This window comes from Aequorivita iocasae (assembly GCF_016757735.1).
Taxonomy (GTDB): domain Bacteria; phylum Bacteroidota; class Bacteroidia; order Flavobacteriales; family Flavobacteriaceae; genus Aequorivita; species Aequorivita iocasae.
The window spans coordinates 3,139,724-3,151,608 of sequence record NZ_CP068439.1 but is presented as its reverse complement, the minus strand read 5'-3'; the positions used below and the strand labels follow the sequence as shown (position 1 = coordinate 3,151,608).

At 35.9% G+C, this 11,885-nt stretch carries 14 protein-coding genes; all 14 read right to left on the bottom strand.

Going from position 1 to position 11,885, the window contains the following annotated elements; all coding sequences use genetic code 11:
* Nucleotides 1-8 precede the first annotated feature (8 nt).
* The 14 genes from JK629_RS14495 to JK629_RS14430 all read right to left on the bottom strand — a co-directional run bounded on the left by JK629_RS14495 (nt 9) and on the right by JK629_RS14430 (nt 11,882).
* The gene (locus JK629_RS14495) at nt 9-599 is read right to left on the bottom strand and encodes a hypothetical protein (protein WP_202336318.1); all 591 of its coding nucleotides are present in this window, start codon (nt 597-599) and stop codon (nt 9-11) included.
* The gene (locus JK629_RS14490) at nt 586-942 is read right to left on the bottom strand and encodes an OmpH family outer membrane protein (protein ID WP_202336317.1); all 357 of its coding nucleotides are present in this window, start codon (nt 940-942) and stop codon (nt 586-588) included. The genes JK629_RS14495 and JK629_RS14490 overlap by 14 nt, the downstream gene beginning before the upstream one ends.
* 383 nt (nt 943-1,325) lie before the next feature.
* Complete coding sequence (locus JK629_RS14485) at nt 1,326-1,802, bottom strand: hypothetical protein (protein WP_202336316.1); 477 nt, start codon at nt 1,800-1,802, stop codon at nt 1,326-1,328.
* The gene (locus JK629_RS14480) at nt 1,795-2,757 is read right to left on the bottom strand and encodes a phage tail protein (protein ID WP_202336315.1); all 963 of its coding nucleotides are present in this window, start codon (nt 2,755-2,757) and stop codon (nt 1,795-1,797) included. The genes JK629_RS14485 and JK629_RS14480 overlap by 8 nt, the downstream gene beginning before the upstream one ends.
* The gene (locus tag JK629_RS14475; protein WP_202336314.1) at nt 2,744-3,268 is read right to left on the bottom strand and encodes a hypothetical protein; all 525 of its coding nucleotides are present in this window, start codon (nt 3,266-3,268) and stop codon (nt 2,744-2,746) included. Before JK629_RS14475 ends, JK629_RS14480 begins: the two co-directional genes overlap by 14 nt.
* Nucleotide 3,269: 1 nt before the next feature.
* Nucleotides 3,270-4,442 (bottom strand): PilN domain-containing protein, encoded by a 1,173-nt coding sequence (locus tag JK629_RS14470; RefSeq protein ID WP_202336313.1) that lies wholly within the window; start codon nt 4,440-4,442, stop codon nt 3,270-3,272.
* A complete protein-coding gene (locus JK629_RS14465; RefSeq protein ID WP_202336312.1) occupies nt 4,443-6,353 on the bottom strand; it encodes a type II secretion system protein GspD in 1,911 nt (636 codons plus the stop codon).
* On the bottom strand, nt 6,350-7,750 hold the full coding sequence (locus JK629_RS14460; protein ID WP_202336311.1) for a GspE/PulE family protein: 1,401 nt from the start codon (nt 7,748-7,750) through the stop codon (nt 6,350-6,352). The genes JK629_RS14465 and JK629_RS14460 overlap by 4 nt, the downstream gene beginning before the upstream one ends.
* Nucleotides 7,731-8,249 (bottom strand): prepilin peptidase, encoded by a 519-nt coding sequence (locus tag JK629_RS14455; RefSeq protein WP_202336310.1) that lies wholly within the window; start codon nt 8,247-8,249, stop codon nt 7,731-7,733. The genes JK629_RS14460 and JK629_RS14455 overlap by 20 nt, the downstream gene beginning before the upstream one ends.
* Complete coding sequence (locus JK629_RS14450; RefSeq protein ID WP_202336309.1) at nt 8,246-8,683, bottom strand: type IV pilin protein; 438 nt, start codon at nt 8,681-8,683, stop codon at nt 8,246-8,248. The genes JK629_RS14455 and JK629_RS14450 overlap by 4 nt, the downstream gene beginning before the upstream one ends.
* Before the next feature lie 42 nt (nt 8,684-8,725).
* Nucleotides 8,726-9,862 (bottom strand): type II secretion system F family protein, encoded by a 1,137-nt coding sequence (locus tag JK629_RS14445; protein WP_202336308.1) that lies wholly within the window; start codon nt 9,860-9,862, stop codon nt 8,726-8,728.
* On the bottom strand, nt 9,852-10,331 hold the full coding sequence (locus tag JK629_RS14440) for a PulJ/GspJ family protein (RefSeq protein ID WP_202336307.1): 480 nt from the start codon (nt 10,329-10,331) through the stop codon (nt 9,852-9,854). The genes JK629_RS14445 and JK629_RS14440 overlap by 11 nt, the downstream gene beginning before the upstream one ends.
* Complete coding sequence (locus tag JK629_RS14435) at nt 10,318-10,662, bottom strand: hypothetical protein (RefSeq protein WP_202336306.1); 345 nt, start codon at nt 10,660-10,662, stop codon at nt 10,318-10,320. Before JK629_RS14435 ends, JK629_RS14440 begins: the two co-directional genes overlap by 14 nt.
* The gene (locus JK629_RS14430; protein WP_202336305.1) at nt 10,659-11,882 is read right to left on the bottom strand and encodes a hypothetical protein; all 1,224 of its coding nucleotides are present in this window, start codon (nt 11,880-11,882) and stop codon (nt 10,659-10,661) included. The genes JK629_RS14435 and JK629_RS14430 overlap by 4 nt, the downstream gene beginning before the upstream one ends.
* Nucleotides 11,883-11,885 lie beyond the last annotated feature (3 nt).

The following is an 11,885-nucleotide window of genomic DNA, read 5'->3' as shown; positions in this document are numbered from 1 at the left end:
GGATAGGTTTATGTCTTAAATGGCAGTTCATTAAATTTAAATTTGAAGATACCGTTGTCAAATAGTCGGTCCCTGTATATAAGCTGTAAATTTTCTGAAGGATCTATATTATTGAAATATATGAGTATTCTCTTGAAGGGGCTTACCTTAAAGTGGCGTTCAAATTGGACGCCGGAACAGGCAATTGTATCATTTCCAGAAGTGACAGCGATAAAATCCCCTTGAATTCTCGAAGCCATATAGGTGACGGATTCATCGTAATTCATTCGGGTAAATTCCTCCTTTAAAAGATCCTCTTCATTGATTTCTTCAAATTCGAATTCGATAATTCTTTCACGCTCAAAATTACGGGAGAGGGAATCGAGTAAGTGTAGATTATTTTTACCCTCACTCTTTAATAGATAGTATTCGTTGGGAACTTCTGTTGCCCTATAATGAATGCCATCGGCAAACTGTGTTATGCGCTGTGATTTCCATCCTTGATTTTCATATTCAAACAGCTTTTGGGAAAATGCCGTGGTGGAACTTCCATTACCAGATTCGCAAGCCATTAGGAATGAAAGCGCAAATATGATCAGTATGATTCTATTCCCCTTCATATTTTTTATTTGCATATTCTATGAATTCCTCGGTGATGTCTATTTCTTTTTTCGCATACATAATATTGCCATTGCCTTGGGTGCCAAGAATTATGTGATAGTCATTCTCTTTTCCAAAATTATCCATGTAACTATTTATGCGGCTCCATACTTGCTGACTCACTTCATTGGAAAAGTAGTCGCCCATTTCTTTTAGGCGATTGTTTTCGTAGATAAAAAGTTGCTGGAGTTCAGGGTTTTCGGATGGAGCATTGGTCTTCTGTAGAATTCCAATTAAGCTATCAACGGTGGTCTTTTGTTTTTTAAGATCTCCTTGATGAATTCTATTCAGATCCCTGGACATATTAAAGGTTGAGAACACCTTAACATTGTCTACATAAACAATTTGGGGTTCTTTTTTATGGAGAAAAGCAAAAAATAAAAAAATGACGATGGCAGTAAGAATAACCGAATTGGCTATTCCTAACATTGATGGTTTGAATGTCAAGAGTATTGGTTAGTTAGTTAATATTATTATTTACTTTATTTTATGGAATCCAACAGATTGACAACAAACGTTGTTTTCTTCGGAATTTTTTATATAAAATTTATAATTGATTATTTTCTAATTAACTGGGGGAGTGACTAAATTAAAAAATTAATTTAACAATTCAAAAATATTTTTAATAAAATTTTAACTTAAAATATCTTTTCACTTTTAACTTATTGCATTTGAAGGGGTTAAACTTATTCTTTGACGAATATTTTTTTTTCTTTCCCAAAAACTAGCTGAATTGAATCGCTGTAAATGTCCTTAATATACAGTCCGTCGATTCTGCTGCCTTGGCGAATACGTTCAAGTTGGTTATTAATCTTTAACAGCGCCAAGGGATTGTCGCTCATTTCTCCTCTGACGAATCCAAAATACTGTATTGAAGGCCAAATATTTATTTGTTTTGGAGATTTTTCTTTGTTTATCACCAAAGGCTGTTTTTTATTGTCCGTAACTATAATATTCCCCAAGAAAGGATCACGCACAATTTCAGTAAATACAAAAATCTTCTTTTTTTCTTCATGCTTTTCTGAACCATAGTTGGCTAATTTTATGGTTTTGCCAACTACTTTTTCCTTCCCAACAAAATTTGAAATGAGTTTATATCCTAGGATCGACCATATCAATATCAGGAAAAAAATCAAAATTTTATTGAGTAACTGTTTATTCATTTACAATCAATTTTCCGTTTGAGTTAAATGAACCCACATTACCTGCAGCGTCCTCACCTCTAACTCTCCAGTAATAGGTTCCACTTTCATTAAATGTATAGGTAATAGTCGTAGGAAAGGAAACGCCGCTCTCTATAACATTCGAAAAGGTCGAATTCGTCGCAATTTCATAAACGCTATTGATAGCTGAATCTATAATACCAGGATCATTTCCAAAATCCCAAGAAAAGGTTATTATCTCCGTCAGATCAAATTCTTCCTCAAATTTGGGCGAGATAAGGGAGGGGACGGGAGGGGGAACAGTATCGATAAAAAATGTTCTGGAAAAAAAAATAGTTTGGCTGGTTTCATTTACGGCCTTTACGCGCCAAATATACTCCGAATCGCGGTCAAGCACATTCTCGTCCAATGTAACGGTCGTTGTGAAGAGCCCTTCTTGTAAATCTACGGTTACGGTTCCAGAAGATGATTTCCGCAATAGTTCAAAAGTATAAGAATCCGCGGACGGTACTGAACTCCAAGAGAATATTATCGAGGATTCATTCGTGTAAACATTGTCGGATGGGCTGTTGAGAATTACTGCTTGATTGGTGAGATCCGTTGAGGAAATCACCTCAAAATTTATAGGGAAATTATATTGGGTTTCATAGGCCTCATTTTCGCCTTTTATCCGCCATTGATATGAATCGCTGGCAAGAACATCAATATATGGTGGAGCGCTTATTAACGTGTCCATCACCAATAAATTATTATTGTAGATCTGAATGGTGTAGTTATTTGCACCTTCGATCGTATTCCATAAAAATTGTACGGTATTCCCGGCAATAGTATCACCTTCATTGGGACTTATAACGGTTAGTTGCATGTCCGAAATATCCTTTTCCAATATGTCATCACAGGAAAATAATAAAAAGAGAGCGAAAACGGCCCCTATTATACTGCTATTTTTTTTCATAATTTTGGAATATAATGTCATTGTATAATTCTATTTTAGAAGTCTTATTGTTCCGCTCAACCCTAAAGGTCATACTTGCGATCCTAGCATATTCAAAATTGCTCTCAAATTCATATATGGTTTTTATCAATGGATTGAATTTGCCCTTAAGGGTAATTATGTTAGAGTATATTCGAAAATAACTATCATCTGAGATATGTAGATTTTCGATTTTGGCAAGGGTAATATCTTCATCTCGTTGACTTAAGAAACCCAAGATTTCATTCTGGACCAGGGTGGGATTTTTTGCTTTTTTTCCAATCATATCATCAAGAACCCGAATTTCCGTTTTTAGATCGGATAATTCTAAGGTAGCGGACGAACGGGCGTCTATTTTGTCCATTGACTCCCGATAAAAATTTATGGCCTCTAGGGTTCCCTTAAAAGAACGTTTATATGCCGTAAAGCCTAAAACCACTATAAACAGTAGCAACAGATGAAATTTTCTTTTATAGCTTAGGTTTCTAAACATATTATAGGGTTATATTCAATTTAAATACATATTCTTCCTTTTCGAGGGAATATGACAAAAGCTCAACTTTTTGTATCCATTTATATTCATCCAGTAGATTGACCCATTCATTTACGCTTAAATTTGAGGGTGTAATACCATCAATGATTATAGTATTGGGTTTTATTTGAATTTTTTCATTAGGGTTACTGGAAGTTTTGGAAGGGAAAACTTCCAATCTTTTCAATAATATGTCCTCTGGAAGATCAAGTGTTATTTGGGAAATATAAAAACTCAAAAAGTCGGTGCTTCCCAAACTGGAGTTGGATATAATATTTTTTTTGTAATCCCTATCTTTGGTAAGGGTAGCGATTTCATTGAGGACTTGACTGTTCATAAGTGACTCCTGTTGAATTTCCGTACTCTTGCCGATGTAGTGTGATCTGACGGCATAACTTATGGACAACAAGATAAGGAAAAGAACTATTACTGATTTGGCGGTGACCCCGAATGCGATTCGATATGAATAGGATTCGGATTGTTTATCGATATAATCTTGAAAATTTTTAGAAAAGCCTTCGGGATGAACATAACACAGGAATGTTGCAAACGCTAAAATGTGTGTGTTTAAAATTGTGTCACCCCCAATATTATGGTTTTCATTCTCTACGAGGGGATCGGCTTCGGTAATTAATTCACTTTTTAAGGGATCATATTTAAAATCCTCTGTGCTAAAAATCTTAGTTTCACTGAATAAGTGGGTTAAACTTTCCAGGACAAATGGTCCAAGGGAGAAGTCCAAAATATTAAAGTTATGATTTTTAAATTTATCCAAATATTCATCAATATCTTTTTTTCTAGCCACCGACAGGAGCATATTTCCTTTCTTGGTATATTCCTGTATATAATATGAGTCGGGATCCTTGTTGAAAAGGATCTTTTGAAGATAATTGGTTTCATTTGGAACTACTTTATTTATGATCCTTTTACCTGAAAATGCCAAAATCAGTGGTAGGTCCTTTTTTAGCTTTTTAAAAACCCCTTCCTCGTTCTCAATAGTTTGCTCTATGATATTGAGCTTGGAAGCTTGCCTTTTGAGATATAATATCCGATATTCCGCTTCCCGGTCACCAAAATTTATCTCCAGGGAGTAAAACTCCTTGACAAAATATTTATATACCAGTTCGCGTACCATCTAATATACTATTGTAGGTTTGATGAAAACATGTAGTTTTGATTTTGATCTCGATTTTCTTTTGCTGCTAAAAAGCCATTTTATTATAGGAATCCTAGATAATAGTGGTGTTCCGGACCCCGAGTTTTGCCGATCCAACTCATCGAGCCCGCCCAAAAGAATCATCTCATTATTTTTAACGCGTACCAAGGATTCAAATCGTTGTGTTGCCTTATCTGGAGGCGCATCTTCACCGGCCCTCCCCAGAAAAGCACTTTTCTCGACACTGATGGTTAGAGTTACCTGTTCGTCCTTACTGACATAAGGCTTGATAAAAACACTTAAATTGGCTTCGGTTGGTTTCCAGACGCCCGATTGTAATATATTTTCGTTAATGCCGGAATTTATTAACCTATTTGTCTGTTCAAAATAATAATTTGTCTCTCCAATGGAAACACTGGCTTCGTGGCCACTAAGGGTAGCTATCTTTGGTGTTGATTGCAGATCTATGATCGAATTGCTTTCCAAGGCTGACAAATTCGCATAAAACCTTTCGGTTACCTTTCCTAAATTAAATATTCCAAAACCATTGAAACTATCTATAAGGTTGTTTATAGAACTGGAATTCAAAGTTACGTCAGCGTTGGGGAAAATAACCCCCTCGGTCTTAATGTCCCGACCTTCATCTCCCAAAATGGCCTTTAGTCCTGTCTGTACGTCATGGGATTTTTGATATTGTACGATCAAAACTTCAATTTGCACCAAGGGAACAATTTTATCTATTTCCCGCAAATATTCTTTTATTTCCAGAATCTTGGGTTTGGATCCTGCGATTATTATCCCGTTAAGTTCGATTACCTCTCTTACTTCCACATTTTCCAATAAGGTTTTGGGAAGGGTAGGTAGCACCAACTCTATTGTCCGGTTTTCCAACTGGACGAGTTCGGTAACTCGAAGCCCCTCTGTATTCTGTTCGCCGATTAAGTAAAGATCATCCGTCTTTTTAAAAGTGTATTTTTTGCCCTTGAATATATGCTCCAATAAATCATCAAAAGTAATTTCATTGGCGATCAATGTTGTTGTCTCATCGCCTATTGGGTTATACAAAAAATAACTGATATCCAAAAGCGCCGCAGCTTGGATTATAATACTGTTTAAATCCGATTGATTTGCCTTTACGGAAAGATACCCGTTCGCATTTAAATTCACCGTCAAGTCACCGGAGCTCTGACTCATTCGGGATATATTATTTTTGCTGTTCCTGTTATTTTTAGGTTCATTAGCATTTTCAGAAACATCTTTTTCAAGAAAATAAAATCCGTTATCATCAATCGTCATGGATAGTTTGTTGGACTTTGCCAACATTTCCATTACTTGGTCAAAAGGTCGATTCAAAATATAGGCAGAGACATTCATAGTCTTTATATCAGGTGAAAGGACCACATTCTTGTTGGACACTTCCGTGATTTTTTGCGCTACCCGAGGTAATGAATCATTTTTGAGCTTTACCGAAAGAAAGTTGTTTTGTTTATTATATTCTATATCTATTGGGGGAATCGGTTTAGGCGGGGCTATTATGACTATTGGCTCTTTTTTGTTGAACGCAATAATACTGTTCAAAAAGGAAACCTCCAACTCGTATTTTTGGATTAGAAATAGAAATACATCCCTGACTTCCACATCAAAGAAATTGCTATTTACAATTTGATTTAAATTGTTATCCACGCTTACATTCAATTGGTGTTCCTCGGCTATGGACGTTATGAAATCATATAAAGACAATCCAGAAATATCGATTCTTATTTTCTCGCTCAATCCTTTGCGCGTCTTAGCTATTTCATTAAATTTTGCTTCTATGGTTTGGATGTCACTAGTTTGCGCCAACACCGTAAAGGAAAATGAAATACAAATAAATAATAAAATTTTTCTCATGCCTGAATTGTATCTTCAATTAATATTGGATAAACTTCTTCCAAGGTCGTTACCCCTGATTCTACAAGTTCAAGTGCTTTTTTTGATAATTTCTTATAATCTAAATTTTCACCCATATTTATATTGCCCTTTTTTATTAAACCCATTATTTTCGGATCAACCGGTATCAGTTCATATATGGCGATCCTCCCTCGATATCCCGTTTGGTAACATTCATTGCATCCCTTTGCTGTAAAATGCTCCTTTAGATGGGAAATATGTTCAGGTCCGAATCCGTCATTAATTTTCTTTTCCTTACAGTTATTGCAAAGCTTGCGAACAAGGCGCTGAGCCACAGATATTCTTAAGGTTTCAGCAATTAAAAATGGGGGAATTCCCATATCCATCAATCTCGAAAGAGTACCCACTGCTGAATTTGTGTGAATGGTGGAAAGCACCAGATGGCCCGTTAAGCTAGCACGTATTGCCATTTGTGCAGTTTGTTCATCCCTTATTTCCCCCAACATTATAATGTCGGGATCCTGTCTCAAAAAGGTTTTTAGGGCACTCGCAAATGTTAACCCTATATCTTCCTTTAACTGTACTTGGTTTATACCTTCCATGGTATATTCTATAGGATCTTCAATCGTTAGAATATTGGTGGTAATCTTATTTAACAATTTTAATGTGGCATATAATGTAGTGGTCTTTCCCGACCCGGTGGGGCCACTGATAAGTATTATCCCTTTGGTGGCATTAACCGCGTTCAGGTATTTGGCTTTTTCCTCTTCATTCATGCCGAGCATTTCAATGGAAAGATTTGAAGTATCTTTCCCTAAAATCCGCATGACAATCTTTTCCCCGTGCAACGTCGGTAGTATCGATACCCGTATATCAAAGTCGCTGTAATTTATTCTGCCGTCCTGGGGCAATCTTTTTTCCGTAATGTTAAGATTTGCCTTGATCTTAATTTTATTTATCAGTTCAGGATAATCCTCTAATTTCACCTTATATCTTTCTATCAATTTCCCGTCTATTCTAAATCTTATCCGGGCGGCATCCTTAAAGATCTCAAAATGGATATCACTACTTAAGGTAGATTTGGCATCCCATATCAAATTCTCCAAAAAATCATTTCCCAATATAAATTCAGATCCACTCCTCCTCGTGCCCTCTGAGCGATAATATTGGGACAGTGCTTTATCAATTTGTGGATCTTCACAAGGTTCCAATAATACATCAAACCCGAGTAAAAGTTCCATCTCTTCTATTGGCGTAGTGCCAATTAAACTCTCCTTTATGTAAAGGGTCAATTTGTTATCCTGAATGTTTTTTGGTATAACGCCATAATGAAAGGCAACATCTGCTGGAACCAACTGTTGACTTTCTGTCGTTAAATTAATAGTGTTCGTTTCCAAAAGCAATTATTGAAATAGGTTGATAAAATAAATCAAGATCAAAAACAAAGGAAATTATTATCAATAAAAAAAGATAACACGACAAAATACCCGCCAATGGTATCAATAAAGTTTTCATTTTGTTTTTGAAAAGTATGTAAAAAATTAACGAAATCACCATTCCACTTATAAAAAAGAGCATATAGTTCTTTAAAGAAAATAATGGTGCGACGGCAAAGAAGAATAATATATCGCCAAGACCGATACTGTTTACGAAGGATTTTTCCACATGGTTGTATTTTATACGGATATAGATCCAGAGTAAAAACAAAACCACCCCGATAAATAAAGCGGTATACAAAAATTCCTCAAAGCTATTTAGATAGAACCATAAAATGAACAAAGCGCAGATAAATAACCCCAAAACCAAGAAAAAATGTATTGCCCTGAATTTAAAATCCTGGTAGGCTATTGCAATAAGCAAAATGCATAAGACGATATGTGGAGTTGATTCGATCAATCCTTGGTTATTTCCTTAAGAAGTTTGTTCTCATCTATTTCCCATACATTGAAGGATCCATCCCCATCAAAATCCGAAAGCGCTGTGGCCCGGGCTTTAAAATTATTTGTTCCGGCCTCAATAACCTCAATGAAGTAAACGGCCTGTCCGCCTTTATCAATACCGAGTGACGGCTCAAATCCCAATTCGTCAAAATCGGAAGTATATCGGGAAAACCTATAAAAATGACTCTTCTCCAATGCGTATAGATGATTTAACATGGTCTGTGCCTCAATGGCCTTGGCTTGACTTATGACGGAGGTTTGATTGGGTAGGACCATCAAAATTAGGATGCCGATAATACATAAGACGATCAGAATCTCGGTCATTGAATATCCGGGAACGTAGAATTTTTTTTTGGATCTCTTTTCAAGTTTTAAATTTTGTGCTGGCATAACGATATTCTTTCTGATTTTTTTTATTAATTCGATATTATATTAACTGCCTCCAATCACCTCGCTGAGGTCAAACATTGGAGCATACATTGAGATCATTATTAATCCCACAATGCTTCCGATAAACAAAATAAGCATGGGTTCTATTATGGTTCCCATAACCTTGGTTTTGTGCTCTACTTCGGCATCATAATGGTTGGCAAGGGTTAAAAACATGGCATCCAATTGGTTCACTTGTTCAGCGACCCGTACCATTGAAATAATATTGGCATCAAAAATTTTGAATTTTGAGAGCGAATCTCCAAGGCCGATCCCTTTTGAAATATCTTTTTCCATTACAATCAGTGCAGCCTCTATGGGATAAAAAGCAATCATCTTTCTAACCAACCCAATGGACTCTACCAAGGATGTCTTCGATACCAAAAGCAAGGCCATCGATTGACAGAAACGGGTTATATAGATTTCCCTGATTAGCTTACCGAAAAAGGGAACTTTCAATATCATTGAGGTAAACGCCTTTTGAAATGCCTCTTGTTTCTTCACCTTCTTATAAATGAATACAGTAATAACCATGATCCCAACTACAAATAGCGTAATCAGGTTGAAGTGTTCCGATAGTATTATGACGTATCGTGTAAGTGTCGGTAATTCCCTATTAAACTGATTGAAAACTGATTCGAAAAGGGGAACCACGTATGTTAACATGAAATAGAGGGTTGCCAATGTCAAAACCAGAATAAAGGCAGGGTATGTAAGGATGGAAATAATTTGTTTTTTCAATTTTAGCTTTCTATCGAAATATTTTTGCAGTTCCAATAGTATGGTATCCAGCCGGCGTGTTTCTTCCCCAATTTTGACGCTATAAACTTCATACGGCGTAAATTCTCCTGAAATTTCCATTGCCTCATAGAATGCTTTTCCTTTAACCACATTGGTTAACAACTGATTTATTATTTCGGAGGCGTGTTCATTTTTTTGTTGGTCCCTAATGATGGTAAGGGTTGTTTTGAAATCTATACCTGCCGTAAGTAATGTGGCCATGTCCTTATAGATAAACCCTTTCTTTTTTGAATTTAGTTTTTTTGAACCAAAAAAAGATTTTAGCTTCCGCGAAGCATTTACTTCCCTCTCTTTTGTATAGGCCTTTCTTGCCTGTATCTTGCCTATTTCAATTCCCATCTGATCGGTTTAAATAGTTGGAATAATAGTCTTTATAAATATAGATAGGAGCAGTGCTACCGTAGAGGTCAGCATTTATGAGCATATTTTTGATCAACATTTCGCCTTGCCCAGGAATTGTGTCCAAATAATTAATGGAGATTGATGAAACTTTAATGGAATCCCTTGTGATTCCAGCCATGCGAATCAAATGTGATTGTTGGTGGACATATTCTACAAAAGAGTTGTCGTAAAAAGTCATCCTAAATTCTCGGGAGTTGGTTGTCGAAATTCGATCCGCTTTAAACATATCCTCTTTCAGTCTCGTGCTGAAACTTTTGAGTTCTAAATTTTCGGCTGTCATCAAGGAGTAATCCGAAGCATTCTTTGAAATATAGCCATACACTACATATACCATGCTCACAATAATACTCATCAAGGCAAGATTTATAATCATTTCCAAAATTGTAAAAGCTCTAATGTTCATCAATAGCTCTGAAGTTTAATACAGGAACAATGAAAGTGTCCTTTTCACTGGTAATGACAAATTCAAAATAACCTAGTCGATCCTCATCCTTAAATTTTTGTGGTATTCTACCTTCAATACTATACCCTTCATATTCCTTTTTAAAGGGTTTATAATTTTTAGCCTCCATCAACTTGTTTATCTCCGACGAACTTTCATATTTTTGGAGGGGAGGAGCTTGTTGGACAATCTTCGAATATAGCAAGGTTGCAACAAGTGAACATATGGTTATTATTGTAATAGCAATAACCGTTTCGATCAATGAAGCTCCCTTTATTCTAGAAGAGATGGTCATACTTTTTTTATTATTAACGGTTCCATGCTTTTAAAACGATCCATTAAGGGTACTTGGAAAAAAAAATCAGGCACCTCAGTGCTAAGGACTGTACCGTTAAAGATTAGATTTTTATATTCGGTTATTTCAGTTTTATGTAAAAAAGAGGAAGTAAAAACGCTTCCACGTATTTTTCCATATATGGAGCACATCCCATCGCAGTAAATATCACCCGTAACCATAGAATCAATTTCCAATATAATTTTGTTTTTTTCCTCATCTACTATTCCATCTCCATACAGTAATATAGCGCCCTCCACGATTGAATTTTTACCAATGGTTACGTTTTTTCGTCCAGTTGGAAAATCATTCGAATTTACCACTAGTATTGAGGGATAGAATAGTTTTACGTTTTCCCCAACAAGGATTTCGTGGGTAGAAAAAACTTGTGCACTTCCTTGGGTACCGGCAGTGAAAATAACTTTGGGTGCTTCTATTATAATGTCTTCCATATGTGCCGATGGCATTATGGTGAGAGTATCTTGTGAGCGAAGGATTATATTTCCTTTTAATTCGATGTTTTCTAAAATTCCATTAGCTTCAATAATCTTCGTTTTTTTGTCGAAAGCATTTATTACGAAACTTTCATGTATATCCTCCAGCAGTAAAAGCTCAGAATATTCCGGCTGCTTAATTTCATATTTAGCTACTGGGGGTAGCACCTTTTCTGATTTGAATATATTGCCGTGGAAAATGGGTTCATAAAATCCGCTGTTGCCCGTAATTGTAGTTTTTTTTAGACCATAATCCGAGATGTAGAGATCACCCTGGATTTCTGTTTTCCCTGAAATTTTAAGTTCGGTATCATTATCCCTTAAGTAAATTGCCGGTGAAGAGCTAATATGTCGTTCACCAGTTAGAAATATTTGGCTTATCGAATCTTTCTTGATAAAACTGGATATCTTAACCTTTTTAAACAATCCCCATGGACTGATCTCAAAACTTGTCTCTATATTGTTAGCCTGCGGAAATATAGTAACACTTGTCTTCGCGTCCATCTCCTGATAATGGGCCTTAAAATACTCCACGGCGGACCTATTATTGTTTAGTAGGTCCTGTTTTGTATCAAAATGGTTATCAATATTCAATTGTACTGAAAACATCAACACGATAGAATAGCATAAAATTCCAATCAGTAGAGCAATAAATATTGCATAGATTAAAGATGCTGCTTTTAACATTTT